Here is a 21,265-nt window from a genome sequence, read left to right on the forward strand (position 1 = left end):
CATATGGTGGCGGTCATCACCGCAGGGCTAGCACCTGGTTTAGCATTATTAAGTTATTTTTATTTAAAAGATAAATATGAAGCAGAACCGATTGCAATGGTTTTTCGAATCTTTATGTTTGGTGCCATCCTGGTGTTTCCAATCATGTTTATTCAATATGTCTTAGGTGTTGAAGAAGTATTTGTTCACCACTTGCTACAGGCTTTTTTGAAGGTTGCTTTATTGGAAGAGTTTTTTAAGTGGTTTATCCTCTTTTATACTGTGTACCAACATGTTGAATTTGATGAACAATATGATGGAATTGTATATGGTGCTGCCTTGTCGTTGGGGTTTGCAACATTAGAAAATATCCTCTATTTATTAGCGAATGGGGTTCAGTTTGCGATTGGTCGAGCGCTTTTGCCCGTTTCAAGCCACGCCTTGTTCGGAGTAATCATGGGGTTTTATCTTGGTAAGGCAAAGTTCTCGCCTACGAAAAAACTAAAGTGGATCTTGATTTCTTTTTTGTTTCCTTTTCTACTACACGGGGTCTATGACTACATACTACTATCATTAAATAAATGGATTTATATTATGGTGCCGTTCATGTTATTTTTATGGTGGTTTGGACTTCGAAAAGTAAAAATTGCAAAGGCCCCCGTTTAGATATTGAAAACCTGTCCTTTTGGGCAGGTTTTTTTGTTTTTTATTCTAGGAACCATTCTAATGTGAAATACATCTGAATAAAATGCCAAACTCTACAGAAAATACTTGTAAGTATATATAGAAAATGGATAGGGAGGTAATTGATATGAGCTTTAAAAAGTATGTGATGTTCCCCTTCGTCATGATCATGTTTGTAAGTGTAATTATTGGCGGAACGAATCATAATGTCGCCGCTTTTTCTGATCAGATCATACAACGTGGTGCAACAGGTGATGATGTTATTGAGTTACAATCGAGGCTTCAATATAACGGCTATTATCACGGTACAATTGATGGAGTATATGGATGGAGTACCTATTGGGCTGTTCGAAACTTCCAAAAGGCATTCGGATTAGAAGAGGTCGATGGACTAGTAGGTCCTAAAACAAAAGAAATGATCAACCGTTTTACAAAATACAATAAGCAATTTGTATATGATAACTTACGAAAAGGGAATCGTTTCACTCATTATGGAGGGGTTCCATGGAGTATTCAATCTGCACCTTCAGAACAAAATATCCAAAAAGCAAAAACAACGGCTGAGTCAAGACGCCTAGATATTGAAAAACAATTTACGGTAGAACAAGGAAAGGCTCAGAAACAACAACCACAAGCTGGACAAGGAAAAGCTCAACAACCACAACAGTCACAAGGTGGACAAGGAAAGGCTCAAGAGCCGCAACAACCACAGGGTGGACAAGACAAAGCTCAAGAGCCACAACAACCACAGGGTGGACAAGGCAAAGCTCAAGAGCCGCAACAGCCACAAGGTGGACAAGATAAAGCCCAAGAACCACAACAACCACAAGCTGGGCAAGGCAAAGATCAACAGCAACAAGAAGAACAAGCAGAACCCGATACTCAAGGTCCTACAGCTGTAAATATGCCTGGTGGTTTTTCTCAAAATGATATTCAACTCCTTGCTAATGCTGTTTATGGTGAAGCACGTGGAGAGCCATATATCGGCCAAGTAGCAGTTGCAGCGGTTATTTTAAATCGGCTTGATAGCCCTACATTTCCTGATACAGTATCAGGAATAATATTTGAACCACTTGCATTCACTGCAGTTGCAGATGGACAAATTTGGTTAACACCAAATGAGCAAGCGAAAAAAGCCGTTATTGATGCAATAAACGGATGGGACCCGACAGATGGAGCGACCTATTACTTTAATCCAGATACCGCAACTAGTAAATGGATCTGGGGAAGACCACAAATTAAGAGAATCGGAAAGCACATATTCTGTAGATAGAATGGAAGGTGAGAAACATTGCTCAGAGGAATATTAATTACAGTACTTACAATAGGTATTATTGGAACAGGCTATTGGGGTTATAAAGAGCACCAAGAGAAAAATGCTGTCCTCATTCAGGCGGAAAATAACTATCAACGAGCGTTTCATGATTTAACCTATCATATTGACCTGTTACATGACAAAATTGGTACAACACTCGCAATGAATTCACGAAGTTCATTATCACCCACCCTTGCTGAGGTGTGGAGATTAACATCTGAGGCGCATTCAGACGTAGGGCAATTACCTTTGGCTCTAATGCCTTTTAATAAAACAGAAGAGTTTCTAAGTAATATCGGGGATTTTAGTTATCGTGCAGCGGTTCGTGATCTATCTAAGGAGCCGCTCACTGATGAGGAGTACAAAACACTCCAACAACTATATAAAAATTCCGAGGAAATTCAAAAAGAACTTCGGACAGTTCAACATCTAGCCATGGAGAATAATTTACGCTGGATGGATGTAGAATTAGCACTAGCTTCAGGGAAAAAACAAGCTGATAATACGATAATCGATGGATTAAAAACAGTAGAAAAAAATGTTGCAGCTTATTCTGAAGGTAAATTTGGAGTGACGCTTACAGCCACAAAAAAAGATAGTGCAGAATTTCCAAATCTAGAAGGACCTAATATAAATGAAGAAAAAGCAAAAGAAATTGCTAAAAAGTTTCTCGGTTTAAAAGGTAATCCTGAAATGAAAGTGACAGAAAACGGTGAGGGTTCACCAGTTGGATTCTATAGTGTTGAAATTAATGATCCAAAATCAAAAGTGAATATCTTTATGGATATTACAAAAAAGGGTGGTATCCCGATTTGGGTTATTCGAAATCGTGAAGTTGCCCAAAGCAAGATTAGTTTAAATGATGCATATAATCGTGCCCAGAAATTCTTAAAAGATAATAAATTCGAGAATCTAGAGCTTTTTGAGAGTGCACAATATGATAATGTCGGTGTATTTAATTTTGTTTCTTCAGTTGATGGAGTAAGAATATATTCAGATTCAATAAAGATGAAGGTAGCACTCGATGATGGGAATATTATTGGTTTTACGGCAAGAGATTACTTAATGGCTGGTAAAATTGAAGATGTTGGGAAACCTGAAATTTCCATTGAAGATGCAAAGCAACATATTAATCCGAACCTTGAGATCATGGAGGATCGTCTAGCTATCATTACAAATGATCTAAATGAAGATGTCCTTTGTTATGAATTTTTAGGAACGATTGAAAATGATACGTATCGAATCTTTATCAATGCAAAAAACGGGTTCGAAGAAAAAGTCGAAAAACTTAAAAATGCTGAACCGGTCTATAAGGGAGTTAATAAATCATAAGGAAAGCAGTCTTGCTTTCCTTTTTTCTGGTTTCTGTTGTCTTGCACTTTTCTTCATATTCGTGGTTTAATAATAGAATACGTAAAAAAGTTTTTGAAAAGAGTGAACATCCGTGTTAAAAGTCGGGGATATCATAAATTTGGAACCAACAAATCATTCAAATGCCGAAAAATACCGTTGCCGGGTTGTTGAAAGAACGGAAAATAAGATATATATAGATTATCCTGTCAATGATAAAACAGGAAAAACTGTATTTTTATTAAATGGCACAAAATTAAAAGCGTACGCTACAGGTGACAGCACGTCGGCTTATTTTTTTAATACCGAAGTATTAGGACGAGTAAAACAAAATATTCCAATGATTGTCCTTTCCTTTCCTGGAGAAGACGACATGTATAAAGTTCAACGTCGTGAATATGTACGTGTAGAAACTCCAGTTGATGTGGCAGTTCATAGTCTTCACGGGGATTTTTCGCCATTTGTTTCTATTACTCATGACATTAGTGCGGGCGGTGCTTCGATTATTTTACCGCATTCGATTAACTTGGTCCCAGGATCAGAATTAACGACATGTTTCGTTCTTCCAATAGATTCTGATGATATTCAATATACCTCTATTAAATGTAGGGTAATTCGAATCGATGAAGGGAAAAATGGCCAAAAAAATAGGGCCTCTATCGAATTTTTGGATGCAACAGAGCATGATCGCAGGATACTTATTAAATTTTGTTTTGAAAGACAATTGTTAATGAAGAAAAAAGGGATTCAATTAAGTGAATCGTAAGAAAGTAGATTTTCTCGAATAAAATGACAAGAAACTTTGCATACTAATACAAAAACAAAAATAGGATTGGTATGTAATGAAAAATTTAGAACGAGTTTTAATCAAGCTAGCTATCATTCAATTTATCTTTCTACTCGTGGCACAGGCGATCATATTATATAGCCCACTGACTCCGTATATCACAAGAATGATTGAATATGAAGGTGTTGACAAAACAGATCCAACTAAAACCGTTGAAACATTATTAAATAACCATTAAAATAATTGCAGGGATTCCCTGCATTTTTTCGTAATGTAACGCAAGGCGACGGCGGTTCTATAGTCTAGTTAGTCGCTATATAAGGTAAAAGGCACCATCTGTCAGTGCGTTTGACTTACACGCTTGTTATCCAGACTCGGAAAGCTAGGATGTACAGCGTTATATGCACAGGTAGCTTTCTTTTTATCTTGAATGGCGCACTTTACGCTTTACATAGTAGGAAGGAATACTATTCAAATGTATTAATATAATATAGTTTAATGAATAGTTCTTTTATTGAAAAAATGGACACATCGATATCGTACGAAAGAGTTACTTACAGGAGGCTTACTTAGTTTATGGACAAAAGAATTTCAATTGCGATTGATGGACCTGCAGCAGCTGGGAAAAGCACAGTTGCAAAGATAATCGCAAAAAAATTATCTTACATATATATTGATACTGGTGCAATGTATCGTGCACTAACATATAAAGCATTGCAATTATCCTTAGATTTAGAAAATGAAGAACAGCTTCTTGGAGCATTGCAGAATGCGAAAATCGAACTACAACCAAGTGAAAATGGACAACTTGTTTTTATTGATAACAAAGATGTTACTGAACAAATACGCGAACATGATGTGACAAATTCAGTTTCAATTGTATCAAAACACCGCAAGGTACGTGAAAATATGGTCAAGCGTCAGCAAGAATGGGCAAAGCTTGGTGGTGTCGTGATGGATGGAAGAGATATTGGTACACATGTACTTCCAAATGCAGAGGTGAAAATTTTTCTACTTGCTTCTGTTGATGAAAGAGCGCAGAGACGTCATGAAGAAAATCTTTCAAAGGGTTTTGAATCAGATTTAGAGCAATTAAAATTAGAGATTGCTGCAAGGGATAAATTAGACTCAGAACGAGAAGTTGCTCCATTACGAAAAGCAGAGGATGCAATTGAAATAGATACAACGTCATTAAGCATTGACGAAGTTGTTGCAAGAATTATGGATGTAGTAAAGGAAAGGATTTGACTGGAATGAACCTTTATCCCTTTGCAAGAGGATTAGTTGGAGCCATTATCAAACCCCTTTACCGTATAGAAGTTATTGGTAAAGAGAATATCCCAACAGATGGAGGAGTCTTAATATGTTCAAATCATATTGATAATCTGGATCCACCTGTTGTTGGGGTTACATCTCCACGTCATATTCATTTTATGGCAAAAGAGGAATTGTTCAAGGTACCTGTATTAGGTTCCATATTACCAAAAATAAATGCATTTCCAGTTAAGCGTGGGATGAGTGATCGTGAAGCACTTCGTACGGCCTTAAAAATCCTAAAGGAAGGGAAAGTGTTAGGCATTTTTCCTGAAGGCACTAGAAGCAAGGACGGAACTCTTGGAAAAGGCTTGTCGGGAGTAGGATTTTTTGCATTGCGAACTGATTGTACAGTTGTTCCATGTGCCATCGTGGGTCCTTATAAAATGTTTGGTAAATTAAGAGTCGTTTATGGAGAGCCAGTTCAAATGGAAACATTCCGCACAGAAAAGGCTTCTGCTGAAGTGGTGACAGATAAAATTATGGATTCAATTAGAGAGTTATTAGAAAAATATAAATAGATTAAGAGTTTATACTTGACAAATAACTCTATTTATTAGAAGTTAAATAAAAGACTATTTTTCAAAAAAATTAGTATACATAATGTGTTTTCCTGTTGGACATTAAGGAGGTAATTGGAATGGCTGAGGATATGAATCAAGTAGAGTACAAGGAATTACAAGTTGGTGATGTTATCACTGGCAAGGTCACAAAGGTAGAAGACAAGCAAGTATTTGTATCAGTAGAGAATAGTAAGCTGGATGGTATTATCCCGATTAGTGAGCTTTCTAGCCTTCATGTGGAAAAGGCAAGTGACGTTGTCACAGAAGGAGAAGAATTAGAGCTTTCTGTTACAAAGGTAGAGGAAGAAGCATTAATTTTATCTAAAAAAGCTGTACTAGCTTCAAAAGCTTGGGATGACCTTGAGCAGAAATTTAACACTGGTGAAGTGTTTGAAGCAGTTGTAAAAGATGTTGTGAAAGGTGGGCTAGTAGTCGACCTTGGAGTAAGAGGGTTTATTCCTGCATCTTTAGTTGAAAACTATTATGTTGAAGATTTCTCAGATTATAAAGACAAAGCCTTGACGGTGAAAGTGGTTGAGCTTGACCGCGAGAAAAACAGAGTCATCTTGTCGCATCGTGCTGTTGTTGAAGAAGAACAAAAAAATAAAAAACAACAAGTTCTTGAAAACTTAGAGGTAGGAGCTGTCGTTGAAGGTACAGTACAACGTTTAACTGATTTCGGTGCATTCGTAGATATTGGTGGAATCGATGGACTCGTACATATTTCACAACTATCACATGAACATGTTTCAAAACCATCTGACGTTGTTGAAGAAGGTCAGGTAATTAATGTGAAAGTATTATCAGTTGACCGTGATAATGAGAGAATTTCATTATCCTTGAAAGAAACATTACCTGGTCCGTGGGAAAATATTTCTGAAAAATTATCAGTTGGTGATGTAGTTCAAGGAACAGTCAAACGACTCGTTTCTTTCGGAGCGTTTGTTGAGGTGTTACCTGGTGTGGAAGGACTTGTTCATATTTCACAAATTTCTTCAAAGCATATCGGAACTCCACATGAAGTACTAAAAGAAGGTCAAGAGGTAAATGTGAAAGTTCTTGAATTAAACGAATCAGATAAACGAATTTCGTTAAGTATGAAGGAATTAGAAGAAACTGTAGAAGAAGACTTTAGTCAATACCAACAACAAGATGAATCATCAGGCTTCCAATTAGGCGAAATGATTGGTGACCAATTAAATAAATTAAAATAAGAATAAGTATAAAATGAAGGCTCTCACCCGAAAAGGGTGAGGGCTTTTTTTATGGATTTATCTGATTGTCTTCCCTTGCTTCTTCAGGAGTATCCAATCTTGTTGCACCTGGATAGTCAATGGACTGATCACGATCAGATTCAGTTAGGCGTATCTTTTTCTGCTTTCTTTCTTGTCTATCTCTTCCCATTCTAGTTTCCTCCTTCCTTATACATGAAGTTACCTATTTTTGGGTATTGTAGAAAAGGGTCTTTTATTTCATATGAAGTTTCCCTTATTGTTTCTTAAAAGGTTTTTTGGTATTCAAGTGGGTTAAAATTCATGATTTAAAGACATAATGGGAATAATGTGGAGGTGAAGAGATGGACGGAGCAACATTTTATTGGATCTGTTGGATGGCATGGGTTTGTAGTACATTTTTAATGAAGAAAACCAAAGAAAGATTATTCCTATCTATACTTATCTTAATGACGATTATTTTATCACCATATTATGTTGAAATAGGTGATATTAACATAAATTTTAGTATTTTGTTAATTCTCTTCTTTTGCCTGAAGGAAATCTCGAAAAGGTCAAAAAAACAGGTACTATATTTGTTCATTTGTATTCTCACTATTTCATTAGCTTATTGTAGTTTCTTAATGTTTGAATTATATGACCCAGTATGGGTTTTATTTAGTCGAAACCTAATGTTAAGTGCAGCATTAATATACGTTACGTTAATGCTATTGAAAGATTTCCGTTTGCGTTTGATTGGGTTATTAATTGGTACCATACAAGGTGATGTGATTTATGGGATTATTATGAATAACATCAATTTTTCGTATGAGATTGGATCGTTTGTCTTTTTAGACGTAATCTCCATGAGTTTTGGCTTTATTTTTATTTGGTCATCATTAGAAGTGCTATTGCATCATGTTGATGTAATTGTTCAAAAAAACACGAAGGAGAAACACGGCTAGCATGAATGAATATACATATCCGATATTGTTTGGGGTCATTTTTGGGGTTGCGATTCGTTTATATATGTTACGAACCGATTATAGACAATACCCTACATATTTACATGGTAAAATAATTCATGTCGCATTAGGTTTTATTGCTGCAGGACTAGGAACAGTGGCGGTACCATCTATTATGGAAGAGGAATTCACTGCTATCACTTTCTTAACAATTGCTGCCTCTCAATTCCGAGATGTACGTAATATGGAGCGTAATACTCTTACTGAACTTGATTCATATGAGCTTGTTCCTAGGGGCAAGACATATATAGAGGGAATTGCAGTAGCCTTCGAAAGTCGAAACTATTTAGTTATTTTAACATCCTTTTTCTCAACCTTTGCCTATTTAGCTTTCAATATATGGGTGGGAATTGTTGTAGGAATCGTATGTCTGATTGTATGTAAGAAGCTTATGTCAGGTAGTAAACTGAAGGATATTGTCGATATTGAGTTTGTTCAGCCGCATTTTGAAGGGGCGGGCCTACATGTGGATAATATTTATATAATGAATATTGGTCTTCCAGCAAGGCAGGAAGAAATATTACAATACGGAATGGGGTTTATTTTGAAACCCAAATCATTTAACGCTAGAGCAACAATTGCTAATTTAGGTCAACGACAGGCAATCTTACATGATGTGGCAACGGCATTAGGTATTTTTAAAGATTCAGGAACGCCAGCTCTTGCTCCATTGGCTAAAAGAGACTTAAACGATGGTCGAGTCGGGGTATTTGTCTTACCTCAAGAAAAGGATATTGAAAAAGCAATTGCCGTCATTGGAAATGTGCCGACGTTAGAAAATGCGATACGAATGCCGACGGAGAGGAATGTAAACCAGAAGGGGCGACCACTTAAATGAATATCGAAAAATTCATATTAGCGGCGATTAAGATGGAAGACTCTAAGGTTTCCGTATCGGGTGGAACACCAGTGTTTACATGTCCATCAAAAGAAGAAATGGAGACAGTTGCTGCTAATTTAGAAGCAATACTCGATGGAATTGCTCATGAACTTAGTGAAGATTTGTATATAATCGTAAAACACTAAACAATTGATTGTTGTAATATCTAATCTTTGATAGAATGTAAAAGCATGACCCTTCTGACGCAAGAAGGGTTTATTTTTTCAACGTCTAGCTCCATGAATAATCATGCTTGAGTCATATGTTAATTACTTAGGAGGGGAAAGGCACCTTTCGGTAATTGTTTGAGATTGTCCAAAAAAGAATCGCCTGCAGCTTTTTTAGATTACATAAGTTGATTTTCATTCCATTTTATGTGATATATGTAAAGAGATAAGTAAGTTTAGAAGGGAAGAACGTATGTGGCAAAACCAGTTGTAGCAATTGTTGGTCGACCTAACGTCGGTAAATCAACAATTTTTAATCGTATAGTAGGAGAAAGGGTTTCAATTGTTGAAGATGTACCAGGAGTAACAAGAGACCGAATTTATAGTTCTGGGGAATGGCTAAATCAAGAATTTAGCATTATCGATACAGGTGGTATTGATATTGGCGATGAGCCGTTCCTAGCTCAAATTAGACATCAAGCGGAAATCGCAATTGATGAAGCTGATGTCATTATATTTATGACGAGTGGCCGTGAAGGCGTAACAAGTGCGGATGAAGAAGTAGCGAAAATTTTATACCGAACAAATACACCTGTTGTTCTAGCGGTAAACAAAGTGGACAACCCTGAGATGAAGTCAGATATTTATGATTTTTATGCATTAGGATTTGGTGAACCGATTGCCATTTCAGGTTCCCATGGAATTGGACTCGGTGATTTGCTTGATGAAGTCATTAAACATTTTCCGCAGGGTGGAAATGTAGAGTATGATGACGATGTGATTAAATTTTCTCTTATTGGCCGCCCAAATGTTGGAAAATCATCACTCGTGAACACCTTGTTAGGCGAAGAACGAGTAATTGTAAGTGATATTGCTGGAACTACAAGGGATGCGATTGATACAAAGTATAAAGTTGATGGAAAAGAATACGTCATCATTGATACAGCGGGAATGAGAAAAAAAGGTAAGGTTTATGAAACGACTGAGAAATATAGTGTGCTAAGGGCTCTAAAGGCTATTGAACGTTCAGATGTTGTTCTTGTCGTTTTAAATGGAGAAGAAGGAATTATCGAGCAGGATAAAAAAATTGCAGGCTATGCTCATGATGCAGGTAGAGCAATTGTGATCGTTGTAAACAAATGGGATGTAGTTGAAAAAGATGAGAAAACAATGAAGGAATTTGAACAAAAGATACGAGATCATTTCCAATTTCTTGATTATGCACCCATTGTATTCTTATCAGCTAAAACAAAACGACGTATCCATACTTTAATACCAATGATTGATCTGGCGAGTGAAAATCATTCAATGCGAGTTCAAACCAATGTGTTAAATGATGTCATCATGGATGCTGTTGCAATGAATCCAACACCTACGGATAAAGGTAATCGTTTGAGAATTTATTATGTTACCCAGGTTGCTGTTAAGCCACCGACATTTGTTGTGTTTGTGAATGATCCAGAATTAATGCATTTCTCTTATGAACGCTTTTTAGAGAATCGAATTAGAGATGCTTTTGGTTTTGAAGGTACACCAATAAAGATAATTGCTAGGGCTAGAAAATAGAAAGGGGAGAACCTAATGGAGAAAGTAACGGTTGTTGGTGCGGGTAGTTGGGGTACTGCACTGGCACTTGTTTTGGCTGATAATGATCATGAGGTCCGAATTTGGTCACATCGTAAAGAACAAGTTGAAGAAATTAATACGAAGCACACCAATTCAAAATACGTACCCTCAATTAAATTACCTGAAACAATCATTGGTTTTGATGACTTGAGTAAATCGTTGGAAGATGTGAAGACAATTGTACTTGCGGTTCCAACAAAAGCTATTCGGGAAGTATTGCAAAAAATATCTCAAGTCATTTCAACACCTTTAACGATTATTCATGTGAGTAAAGGAATTGAACCAGATACATTAAAACGGATTTCTGAAATGATTGAGGATGAAATGCCCTCAAATCTTTTAAAAGATGTTGTTGTTCTTTCAGGCCCAAGTCATGCTGAAGAAGTGGTACTTCGTCACCCAACAACTGTTACCGTTTCGTCAAAAAACATGAAAAGTGCTGAATATGTACAAGACTTATTTATCAATCAGCATTTTCGTGTGTATACAAACCCTGATATTATCGGTGTTGAAATAGGGGGGGCGTTAAAAAATATTATCGCTCTTGCTGCAGGAATAACTGATGGACTCGGATATGGCGATAATGCGAAGGCAGCACTTATTACAAGAGGTTTAGCTGAAATTGCACGTTTAGGCAGCAAAATGGGGGCAAACCCACTAACTTTTGCTGGACTAACAGGAATTGGGGACCTCATTGTTACGTGTACAAGTGTCCATTCTCGTAATTGGCGTGCAGGCAACTTGCTTGGAAAAGGAAAGAGCCTCCAAGAAGTCTTGGATAATATGGGGATGGTCGTTGAAGGTGTTAGAACGACGAAAGCAGCCTACCAGCTGGCTAAAAAAATGGACGTATCCATGCCCATTACTTTTGCCTTATATGATGTTCTATTTAACGGAGAATCGCCAAAAGAAGGTGTGGATAAGTTGATGTCTAGAGGCAAAACAAATGAAATGGCTGACCTATTTAATTATTTAGAAACAAAAGGGCCAATGTAGAACACAGACTTACGTTTTGTGCATATGATGTCAAGAAGAATACCATTTTAGCGGGATTCCTAATAAATTCGCACAGAACGAAAATATTCTAGTGATAAAACGTTTGCACTATTCTTACGAAAAATAGGCATTCGAGGATACATTTCATGCCGTTTTCGCATAAAATGCAGCGTAGTATATTGCGAGTCTGAGCGATGGGTAAAGGTTATATTTAGTTATTTATGTTTGCTGAAGTAAAGTAGCCCCTCTTTACTTCAGTTTTTTTGTATTCTTAATGGACAAGCTTAGTTAAAAAGTGTGTATTATGATATAATATTTGACGGAATGTTAGAGGATGTTGAGGAGTGAGTGAGAATGATACGACGGTAGAGGATGTACGACTAGTTCCGCACTCCTGTGTCGTATGTGAGAGTTACCACAACCTAAAGAAGCATGTGGCTTTTCGTTTTTGCTCCATAGGTATTATCTACACGGTTTTAGTGGATTAAGTATTGCTTTACGAAGATTCGACGCACAGGATGTGTTCGTTCGATAATACGTAAGATCGTGATCCTTTTCATCCTCTTTTTTGAAGACATATATAGTTGGACAAGGAGTGAATATGATGACACCAGGATTATTAAAAATGTGGATATCTTTTGCGGGCATCGCATTTATGTTTATTGCAGTGATAGCCATTTATATTAGTCGATTTAAATTAAAAGGTATTCTAAAAGGAATTGTAGCCACTATCGCATATATTTTTATGATTCTATCAGGAATAATTATTTTCTTTGTTGTGTTCAGCGGACCTGTTAGTGGTTAGAGATACAAACATAAGGATGGTATAATATGAAAGCGACGATACAACTGGTAATAATGTTTTTTATCCTAACATTACTTACAGGGTGCCTATACCCGAAAGATAAGCTTGCCCAAAATCAAATTGCCTATGAGGACCAGGTTGCATCCGTTCAGAGGGCAGTTGATCAATTCAGGGAAGAGACTGGCGGTCTCTTGCCAATCAAAACGAGGGAAATGGAAACTCCGATCTATCAAAAATATCCGATTGATTTTGGTCGACTATCTCCGAAATACATAGCTGAACCTCCAGGTAATGCCTATGAATCGGGTGGAGTTTATTTATATGTTTTAGTAGATGTTGAAACGGAACCTACTGTTAAACTTCTGGATGTGCGTATTTCAGAGGCAGTAAGTGAACTGAATTTACGAGTACAAATGTACCGTTCTTCAGGAGGATACGCTCCATTTAAAGAACAATTGGACACGAATATCTTTACATTAGATCATGAAAAGCTTGGTTTGAAAGAAAAGCCATATGTTGTGAGTCCATTTACTGGAAAGAATTTACCGCTATTAATAACAAACACCAATGAGATAGTTGTAGACTATCGGATCGATTTATATGAGTATTTGACGAAGTATGAACATACTTTTAAAACAGGTGATGATGTTCGAGATTTGTTAGTGGAACATTCCATGTTTGTTCCGACCAATTCCTATCCAATTAAAATCGATCATGAAAATGAACCAATTTTTTTAAATAATTAAGTCATGAACCCTTCTTTTAGACATAAACTCTAAAAGAAGGGTTTTTATTATTGCTAAGAAAGCAAGAAAGATAGCTTGCTAGGGATGTTTTGTTTTTGAACTAAGTCTGCTGCTACATATTACAGGGGGAATTTTTTTCTAGAAATAGTCATATTTAATTAGGACAACGTCATACAAATATAATGTCCTAGAATATGTAGTAAAACGGATAAAATTATCCCAATAACTGTAAAATCGGGAGGGATCACACTTGGAAAAGGTAGATATTTTTAAAGATATCGCTGAGCGCACTGGTGGCGATATATACTTAGGAGTAGTAGGTGCAGTTCGAACAGGCAAATCTACTTTCATAAAGAAGTTCATGGAATTAGTAGTGTTACCGAATATCGGTAGTGAGGCAGATAAGGCACGCGCACAAGATGAATTGCCACAAAGTGCTGCAGGAAGAACAATCATGACGACAGAACCAAAGTTTGTACCGAACCAAGCCGTTTCTGTACATGTGGAAGATGGGCTTGATGTGAACATCCGCCTAGTGGATTGTGTTGGATACACTGTTCCAGGTGCAAAGGGGTATGAGGACGAAAATGGGCCACGTATGATTAATACGCCTTGGTATGAAGAGCCTATTCCGTTCCATGAAGCAGCAGAAATTGGCACAAGAAAGGTAATTCAGGAACATTCAACTATTGGTGTTGTCGTCACAACTGATGGCTCCATTGGAGAAATTCCTCGAAGAGATTATATTGAGGCTGAAGAACGTGTGATTGAGGAACTGAAAGAAGTAGGTAAACCATTCATTATGGTTATTAATACCGTTCATCCTCATCATCCTGAAACAGACGCTCTTCGCCAAGAATTAAATGAAAAATATGATATTCCAGTGTTAGCGATGAGTGTAGAGAGCATGCGTGAAACAGATGTATTTAATGTTTTACGTGAAGCCCTTTATGAGTTCCCAGTCTTAGAAGTGAACGTAAATCTACCAAGCTGGGTAATGGTCTTGAAAGAGGATCATTGGTTAAGAGAAAGCTACCAAGATGCTGTGAAGGATACTGTTCAAGATATTAAGCGTCTACGAGATGTAGATCGCGTAGTAGGTCAATTTAGTGAGTATGATTTTATTGACCAAGCAAGCTTAGCCGGTATCGAAATGGGGCAGGGTGTAGCTGAAATTGATTTATATGCTCCAGATGATTTATACGATCAAATCCTCAAGGAAGTTGTTGGCGTTGAAATTCGAGGGAAAGATCATCTCCTACAACTCATGCAAGACTTTGCGCATGCAAAGGCAGAGTATGATCAAGTAGCAGATGCGCTAAAAATGGTGAAGCAAACAGGTTATGGAATTGCTGCACCTGCGTTATCTGATATGAGCTTAGATGAGCCTGAAATTATTCGCCAAGGTTCAAGATTTGGAGTTCGTTTAAAAGCTGTAGCACCATCCATCCATATGATAAAGGTAGATGTAGAATCTGAATTTGCACCAATTATCGGAACTGAAAAACAAAGTGAAGAGTTAGTCCGATACTTGATGCAAGATTTTGAAGACGACCCACTTTCAATCTGGAATTCAGATATCTTTGGTAGATCGTTAAGTTCGATTGTACGTGAAGGTATCCAGGCGAAATTATCATTAATGCCTGAAAATGCACGATATAAGTTAAAAGAAACACTCGAAAGAATCATTAACGAAGGTTCAGGTGGATTAATTGCTATCATATTATAGGATGCAGGCTCCTCTTAAGGAGTCTTTTTTTGTTGTATAGGATAAATTCTGACGTTTGCGTCCAGCTCCAGTGCCTAGCCGCCCCTCGAGGTCATAAGCCAATCCGACAAGAAGGATAAACTGCATCCTTCTAGCCAGCTTTTCTTACACTTGTCGAGGCTGAGATCAAGGCACTAGCGCATTTGTGACAATTTGCTTACTAAACGTTAATATGATAAGCTTTTTACGAAAAATTGAGTCTGATTGGTGAATTATACATATAAAGGGAAAAATTACGTGAAATATATTGAATTATGTCTTATTATCGTTTATTATAGGGCATGGTAGCATCAAGCTAATCGATTCAAAACATTGAAGACATAAGACTTGAAGAGCAATGTATGATTACTTATATGGACCAAGAAACATCCTTTGGGAGGAGGTGAATGTCATGAACAAAACAGAATTAGTTAACGCGGTAGCTGAAAGCGCTGAACTTTCTAAGAAGGATGCTACAAAAGCTGTTGATGCAGTATTTGAATCAATCCTTGAAGCTCTTAAAAGTGGAGATAAGGTTCAGCTAATCGGATTTGGTAACTTTGAGGTACGTGAGCGTGCTGCTCGTAAAGGTCGTAACCCTCAAACTGGTGAAGAAATCGAAATCGCTGCTAGCAAGGTTCCTGCATTTAAACCAGGAAAGGCGCTTAAGGATGCAGTAAAATAATTTTACATAGAAACTATGTGAAAGTTACAAAATGCGTGTTCAAAAAGGGTCGTTTCTCACGGCTCTTTTTTGTTTTTCATACATAAATATGCTAGAATCAATGGACTAGATAAGAAGCGAAATCAGGAGGGGTTGGCAAAATGACTTCAATTGATCATGAAAAAATAGAGCAAGCCATAACCATGATATTAGAAGCAATCGGAGAGGATCCAAGTCGGGAAGGACTCGTTGATACACCTAAACGTGTCGCTAAAATGTACGCAGAGGTGTTCTCAGGACTTCAAGATGATCCAAAAGAATACTTTCAAACCGTATTCGGTGAAGAACATGAGGAATTAGTGCTTGTAAAGGACATTCCATTTTACTCAATGTGTGAGCATCATCTTGTTCCTTTTTATGGACATGCACATGTGGCTTATATTCCAAAAGGTGGAAAAGTAACAGGTTTAAGCAAGCTAGCACGTGCTGTCGAGGCGGTTGCAAAAAGACCTCAGTTACAAGAAAGAATCACTTCAACTATAGCTGACTCAATCGTAGAATCACTAGAACCTTACGGGGTAATGGTTGTAATTGAAGCAGAGCATATGTGTATGACGATGCGTGGTGTAAAAAAGCCAGGATCGAAAACAGTTACTTCCGCTGTTAGGGGGATTTTACAAAAAGACCCAGCTGCCCGCAGTGAAGTTCTATCCCTTATTAACAGACAATAACCACAAATTGATATGGGAAATCTGCCTGTGAAATCAAAATAAATCATATGATCCATGCGGTAATGTTTTCTACATTTTTTGAGTATTACAGGCAACAATCAGTAGGAGATATGATGAATGAACCTCAGATAGTTGTTTCGTAATATCATACAATGAAGGAGTGAAAAAGGATGAGTAATAATTCAAATTCAGAATTTATCGTTATCAAAGCAGAAGAAGATGGCGTGAATGTAATCGGATTAACAAGAGGATCTGATACACGTTTTCATCACTCAGAAAAACTGGATAAAGGCGAAGTTATGATCGCACAATTCACAGAACACACCTCTGCAATCAAGGTTCGAGGGAATGCAATTATTCAAACAAGTCATGGAGAAATGAAATCAGATGCTAAGAAATAAGCAGGTAAATCCTGCTTTTTCTTATGAATACATAAAACTAAGGGAAAAACTACGTGATATATGTTATAATTAACGTTGTTTTATAAAGACTAAAATAGTGTACGTATTTATAGATATAATAGATTATTTTATGATTATTTAAATTGGGGAAACAAGGGTGATTGATTTGCATGACATCGAGGAAAAAGTTGCTAATCTAAAAGAGTGTGTTGCGGCGAAAACAAGACACTCCTACCTTCAAAAATATATGGAATCACCGAGTATCGATGAGGATAAGATTTTATTATTATATTCCATATATGAGGATCTGCTTTTACCAAAAGAGCAAATGGAAAACTATATATTAACAACTATGCTTGTTCAATACGCTTTGGATACCCATGAAACAGTCCCCAATCGACTTACTTATTCAGAAGAACGTATGCGCAGTCAACAGTTGTCAGTTTTAGCTGGAGACTATTTCAGCGGATTATATTATTATTTACTCGCTGAAGCCTCCGACATTTCCTATATTCGTATACTTGCTGAAGGTATTAAAGAAGTGAATGAAGCGAAAATATACCTCTATCAGAGGGATTACAATCAAATAGATGAACTTTTTTCATATATGACAGCAGTTGAATCTGCAGTCTTTCAAAAGATTGTGAACAGCTTTCAAATCAATAAATGGGAAGAATTTGTTCCGAATTTTTTAATGTTAAAAAGATTATTGAATGAAAGAGAACATTATGTGAAGAATGGTGACTCGATCCTTTTTAAATCACTTAAGGCCATTATGGATTCTCAAGAAAATCAACACAATGATGGAGATATAATGGGTAAGTACAATAAATATCTTTCTGAAATTAGACAGAAACTAGAAGAGTTTCTAGACAAAAATCCAAAGACTAACAAAATGCTACGGAAACGAATAAATGAACTGCTACTGAAAAGCACATCATTACCTTTGAGTAGAAACATGGAAGAGGGTCAATATGGAACAATCTAAAGAACAACGTGTACACCATGTATTTGAAAAAATATATAAAAACTATGATCAAATGAATTCCGTAATCAGCTTCCAACAACATAAGGCTTGGCGAAAAGACACGATGAAACGAATGAATGTCCAAAAAGGTGCATCGGCACTGGATCTTTGCTGTGGTACTGCTGATTGGACTATTGCACTTGCGGAGAAAGTCGGGCCTTCAGGGAAAGTAATCGGTCTTGATTTTAGTAAAAATATGCTGAAAATTGGCCAGGAAAAAGTGGACAATCTCAAGTTAAAACAAGTAGAACTGGTACATGGAAATGCGATGGAGCTTCCATTTGAAGACAATACCTTTGACTATGTAACAATTGGATTTGGTCTTCGTAATGTTCCTGATTATATGACTGTTTTGAAAGAAATGCATAGAGTTGTAAAACCTGGAGGCAAGGTAGTATGTTTAGAAACATCACAGCCTACAATGTTTGGTTTTAGACAATTATACTTTTTTTATTTCCGTTTCATTATGCCTATATTTGGGAGGATTTTTGCAAAAAGCTATCAAGAATACTCATGGCTTCAAGAATCGGCGCGTGATTTCCCTGGCATGAAAGAACTTGAGAATATGTTTCGAGAAGCAGGGCTAACTAATATTGAAGTTAAACCATACACATTAGGTGTTGCAGCTATGCATTTAGGATATAAGAAATAAATTTTGTTCGCGTCATATTTTGTAGACTAAGGTGAAACTCATGAAATTATCTTTAATGTATTCGTATTTGAATACAGATTTAGCAATTATAGAAAGAGAACTGGAGGCTTCTATTACTGGAGAACATCCGGTTCTTCAACAGGCTGGTTTGCACTTATTACAGTCTGGGGGAAAACGATTACGTCCTGTTTTTGTTCTTCTGGGTGGGAAATTTGGCAAATATCATATTGATGTAATCAAAAATGTTGCCGTTACCCTTGAGCTTATTCATACGGCATCGCTTGTTCACGATGATGTGATTGATGACGCGGACCTTAGACGTGGTAAGCCAACGATTAAGGCAAGATGGGACAATAAAATTGCGATGTATGCAGGGGACTATATTTTAGGTAGCTCTTTAGAAATCATCACAAAGTTAGAGAATCCTTTAATACACAAACTTCTTGCACGTACAATTGTTGAGGTATGTTTAGGTGAAATCGAGCAAATCAAAGATAAATATAGGTTTGATCAAAATCTTCGATGTTATTTACGTCGAATCAAGCGGAAGACGGCTCTATTGATTGCTAGTAGTTGCCAATTAGGTGCAGTTGCAGCAAATGTACCAACTGAAACTCATAAAAAATTATTTTTATTTGGATATTATGTTGGAATGGCCTTTCAGATTACTGATGATATCTTGGATTTCACAGGAACAGATGAACAACTGGGCAAGCCTGCTGGTAGTGATTTGTTACAAGGTAATATAACGTTACCAGTTTTGTATGCAATGAAAGATGAGAACCTCAAGCGTCAAATTATTCAAGTTTCAGAACAAACAACAGCAGAAGAGATTAAGCCTTTAATCACATCTATTAAACAATCAGATGCGATAAAACAATCTGAAGAGCTTAGTAAGAGATATTTAGAAAAAGCATATCGTGTTTTGGAAGAATTGCCATCTGGACGTGCGAGGAACACACTTTACAATATTGCAAAATATATTGGTAAAAGAAAGTTTTAACGATTGGTATTCCACATTTCCCACACAGAATAAAAGTTGCAAACCAATCAAAATAGTGTTACTATTTTGATTGGTCGTTAAAAGTAGACTATTATACATAATTTTGGTGGGGTGGAGAGAATTATGGAAAAAACATTTTTAATGGTTAAACCAGATGGTGTACAACGTCAACTAATTGGTGAGATTATTTCTCGCTTTGAAAGAAAGGGCTTTCAATTAGTTGGAGCTAAATTAATGACAATTCCAACTGAGCTTGCCGAACAACATTATGGTGAGCATAAAGAACGTCCATTCTTTGGGGAGTTAGTTGATTTTATTACATCTGGACCTGTATTTGCGATGGTTTGGCAAGGTGAAAATGTCATTGCAACCGCTCGTCAAATGATGGGTAAGACAAATCCACAAGACGCTGCACCTGGAACAATTCGTGGGGACTTTGGATTAATAGTAGGAAAGAACGTTATTCACGGTTCAGATTCACCAGCAAGTGCTGAACGTGAAATTTCACTTTTCTTTAAAGATGAAGAATTGGTTACATACGATAAACTTATCAATAACTGGATTTATTAATACATGAAAACCAGCTCTATCAAAGGGCTGGTTTTTCTTAAGGAACTACCACCACCAAAATCAAGATTGTTTTGAGGAGAAACTATGAACACCGATTACACACTATTTACACAACAGATAAAAAGGAAAACAGGTATTGATTTACAATTATACAAGGAAGCGCAAATGGTAAGAAGACTTACCTCGCTATATGAAAAAAGAGGATTCTCAAATTTTCAGGAATACTTTAAAGGTATTGAACAAGATAAGGAACTTCTGCATGAGTTTCTCGATCGAATGACAATTAATGTTTCAGAGTTTTATCGGAATCGAAAACGATGGGACGTTCTTGAAACAAAGATTCTACCAAAACTCCTTAAAGAGAATCAAAATTTAAAAGTGTGGAGTGCAGCATGTTCTGCTGGGGAGGAGCCCTATACACTAGCAATGATTCTGTCGAAGTTTTTGCCACTACATAAAATATCCATCTTAGCTACTGATATAGATGAAAACATCTTAGCTAGAGCTAGGCTGGGTATATATCCCGAACGATCACTTCAAGAAGTCCCAATTGACATGAAGAACCGTTTCTTTACTGAAGATGGGGCCTTTTACAATATCCATCCAGATATTAAAAAGACAGTGACTTTTAAAAAACAAAATTTACTTGCTGATCCCTTTGGGTCTCAGTTTGATCTAATTGTTTGTAGAAATGTTTTGATCTATTTTACAGAAGAAGGAAAGGACATGCTTTATAAAAAGTTCAGTAATGCACTTAAACCCAACGGGATCTTATTTGTTGGTAGTACAGAACAAATTTTTAATCCAGGTTCATACAATTTCGAAACGGAAGACACTTTCTTTTATCGAAAAAAATAAAGCGTGTGAATAATGACAAAACTACAATTTATTGTTAATATTAAGAAATCGAATTTGCCAGATGGTGAATTCGTTTTCTTTTATAACTAGATGATATAATCATAGAAAATTTAGAAAAAATTTTACCGAAAATACCAAGATTATGATATATTGATACATAATCG

General features: G+C 36.6%; 25 protein-coding genes. 24 read left to right on the forward strand and 1 reads right to left on the reverse strand.

The window, feature by feature from the left end; all coding sequences use genetic code 11:
- The first annotated feature begins 3 nt into the window (after positions 1–3).
- The 8 genes from prsW to rpsA all read left to right on the forward strand — a co-directional run bounded on the left by prsW (position 4) and on the right by rpsA (position 7,206).
- On the forward strand, positions 4–645 hold the full coding sequence (gene prsW, locus ACWPVE_RS16950) for a glutamic-type intramembrane protease PrsW (protein ID WP_453995368.1): 642 nt from the start codon (positions 4–6) through the stop codon (positions 643–645).
- A gap of 145 nt (positions 646–790) precedes the next feature.
- Complete coding sequence (locus ACWPVE_RS16955; protein WP_453995370.1) at positions 791–1,936, forward strand: cell wall hydrolase; 1,146 nt, start codon at positions 791–793, stop codon at positions 1,934–1,936.
- 18 nt (positions 1,937–1,954) lie between these two features.
- Positions 1,955–3,310, forward strand: coding sequence for a germination protein YpeB (ypeB, locus tag ACWPVE_RS16960; RefSeq protein WP_453995372.1), 1,356 nt, complete (start codon positions 1,955–1,957; stop codon positions 3,308–3,310).
- 112 nt (positions 3,311–3,422) lie between these two features.
- Positions 3,423–4,094 (forward strand): flagellar brake protein, encoded by a 672-nt coding sequence (locus tag ACWPVE_RS16965; RefSeq protein WP_453995374.1) that lies wholly within the window; start codon positions 3,423–3,425, stop codon positions 4,092–4,094.
- A 76-nt stretch (positions 4,095–4,170) separates the two neighbouring features.
- A complete protein-coding gene (locus ACWPVE_RS16970) occupies positions 4,171–4,353 on the forward strand; it encodes a YpfB family protein (RefSeq protein ID WP_453995376.1) in 183 nt (60 codons plus the stop codon).
- 338 nt (positions 4,354–4,691) lie between these two features.
- Positions 4,692–5,363, forward strand: a complete 672-nt coding sequence (gene cmk / locus ACWPVE_RS16975; RefSeq protein WP_453995378.1) for a (d)CMP kinase — start codon at positions 4,692–4,694, stop codon at positions 5,361–5,363.
- Positions 5,364–5,368: 5 nt separating this feature from the next.
- On the forward strand, positions 5,369–5,950 hold the full coding sequence (locus tag ACWPVE_RS16980; protein WP_453995380.1) for a lysophospholipid acyltransferase family protein: 582 nt from the start codon (positions 5,369–5,371) through the stop codon (positions 5,948–5,950).
- Between the two features lie 119 nt (positions 5,951–6,069).
- Positions 6,070–7,206, forward strand: a complete 1,137-nt coding sequence (gene rpsA / locus ACWPVE_RS16985) for a 30S ribosomal protein S1 (protein WP_453995382.1) — start codon at positions 6,070–6,072, stop codon at positions 7,204–7,206.
- Between the two features lie 49 nt (positions 7,207–7,255).
- Here the strand turns inward: rpsA and ACWPVE_RS16990 are convergent, their stop codons facing one another.
- The gene (locus tag ACWPVE_RS16990; protein WP_453995384.1) at positions 7,256–7,396 is read right to left on the reverse strand and encodes a YpzI family protein; all 141 of its coding nucleotides are present in this window, start codon (positions 7,394–7,396) and stop codon (positions 7,256–7,258) included.
- A gap of 172 nt (positions 7,397–7,568) precedes the next feature.
- On the opposite strand from ACWPVE_RS16990, the gene ACWPVE_RS16995 reads away from it, so the two are divergent.
- The 16 genes from ACWPVE_RS16995 to ACWPVE_RS17070 all read left to right on the forward strand — a co-directional run bounded on the left by ACWPVE_RS16995 (position 7,569) and on the right by ACWPVE_RS17070 (position 21,101).
- Entirely contained in the window at positions 7,569–8,168 is a 600-nt protein-coding gene (locus ACWPVE_RS16995; protein WP_453995386.1) for a YphA family membrane protein, read from the forward strand.
- Position 8,169: 1 nt separating this feature from the next.
- A complete protein-coding gene (locus ACWPVE_RS17000; RefSeq protein WP_453995388.1) occupies positions 8,170–9,066 on the forward strand; it encodes a YIEGIA family protein in 897 nt (298 codons plus the stop codon).
- Positions 9,063–9,254 (forward strand): capping complex subunit for YIEGIA, encoded by a 192-nt coding sequence (locus tag ACWPVE_RS17005; RefSeq protein WP_453995390.1) that lies wholly within the window; start codon positions 9,063–9,065, stop codon positions 9,252–9,254. Before ACWPVE_RS17000 ends, ACWPVE_RS17005 begins: the two co-directional genes overlap by 4 nt.
- Before the next feature lie 276 nt (positions 9,255–9,530).
- Positions 9,531–10,841 carry a ribosome biogenesis GTPase Der gene (gene der / locus ACWPVE_RS17010; RefSeq protein ID WP_453995392.1) on the forward strand — a complete coding sequence of 437 codons (1,311 nt, stop codon included), beginning with the start codon at positions 9,531–9,533 and terminating at the stop codon, positions 10,839–10,841.
- A 15-nt stretch (positions 10,842–10,856) separates the two neighbouring features.
- On the forward strand, positions 10,857–11,897 hold the full coding sequence (locus ACWPVE_RS17015; protein WP_453995394.1) for an NAD(P)H-dependent glycerol-3-phosphate dehydrogenase: 1,041 nt from the start codon (positions 10,857–10,859) through the stop codon (positions 11,895–11,897).
- 604 nt (positions 11,898–12,501) lie between these two features.
- Positions 12,502–12,702: a DUF2768 domain-containing protein gene (locus tag ACWPVE_RS17020; RefSeq protein WP_453995396.1), complete on the forward strand. Its 201-nt coding sequence runs from the start codon at positions 12,502–12,504 to the stop codon at positions 12,700–12,702.
- A gap of 26 nt (positions 12,703–12,728) precedes the next feature.
- Positions 12,729–13,448, forward strand: a complete 720-nt coding sequence (locus tag ACWPVE_RS17025) for a hypothetical protein (RefSeq protein ID WP_453995398.1) — start codon at positions 12,729–12,731, stop codon at positions 13,446–13,448.
- 250 nt (positions 13,449–13,698) lie between these two features.
- On the forward strand, positions 13,699–15,177 hold the full coding sequence (gene spoIVA, locus ACWPVE_RS17030) for a stage IV sporulation protein A (protein ID WP_453995400.1): 1,479 nt from the start codon (positions 13,699–13,701) through the stop codon (positions 15,175–15,177).
- A gap of 430 nt (positions 15,178–15,607) precedes the next feature.
- Entirely contained in the window at positions 15,608–15,880 is a 273-nt protein-coding gene (locus ACWPVE_RS17035) for an HU family DNA-binding protein (protein ID WP_453995402.1), read from the forward strand.
- 140 nt (positions 15,881–16,020) lie between these two features.
- Positions 16,021–16,590, forward strand: coding sequence for a GTP cyclohydrolase I FolE (gene folE, locus ACWPVE_RS17040; RefSeq protein ID WP_453995404.1), 570 nt, complete (start codon positions 16,021–16,023; stop codon positions 16,588–16,590).
- A 170-nt stretch (positions 16,591–16,760) separates the two neighbouring features.
- Positions 16,761–16,991 carry a trp RNA-binding attenuation protein MtrB gene (gene mtrB / locus ACWPVE_RS17045; RefSeq protein ID WP_453995406.1) on the forward strand — a complete coding sequence of 77 codons (231 nt, stop codon included), beginning with the start codon at positions 16,761–16,763 and terminating at the stop codon, positions 16,989–16,991.
- Between the two features lie 157 nt (positions 16,992–17,148).
- Positions 17,149–17,979: a heptaprenyl diphosphate synthase component 1 gene (locus ACWPVE_RS17050; protein WP_453995408.1), complete on the forward strand. Its 831-nt coding sequence runs from the start codon at positions 17,149–17,151 to the stop codon at positions 17,977–17,979.
- The gene (locus ACWPVE_RS17055) at positions 17,966–18,670 is read left to right on the forward strand and encodes a demethylmenaquinone methyltransferase (RefSeq protein ID WP_453995410.1); all 705 of its coding nucleotides are present in this window, start codon (positions 17,966–17,968) and stop codon (positions 18,668–18,670) included. Before ACWPVE_RS17050 ends, ACWPVE_RS17055 begins: the two co-directional genes overlap by 14 nt.
- Positions 18,671–18,710: 40 nt before the next feature.
- Complete coding sequence (hepT, locus tag ACWPVE_RS17060; RefSeq protein ID WP_453995412.1) at positions 18,711–19,673, forward strand: heptaprenyl diphosphate synthase component II; 963 nt, start codon at positions 18,711–18,713, stop codon at positions 19,671–19,673.
- 123 nt (positions 19,674–19,796) lie between these two features.
- Entirely contained in the window at positions 19,797–20,243 is a 447-nt protein-coding gene (ndk, locus tag ACWPVE_RS17065; protein ID WP_453995414.1) for a nucleoside-diphosphate kinase, read from the forward strand.
- Between the two features lie 84 nt (positions 20,244–20,327).
- Positions 20,328–21,101 carry a CheR family methyltransferase gene (locus ACWPVE_RS17070; protein WP_453995416.1) on the forward strand — a complete coding sequence of 258 codons (774 nt, stop codon included), beginning with the start codon at positions 20,328–20,330 and terminating at the stop codon, positions 21,099–21,101.
- The last annotated feature ends 164 nt before the right edge of the window (positions 21,102–21,265 follow it).

Source organism: Bacillus nitroreducens, from assembly GCF_964021195.1.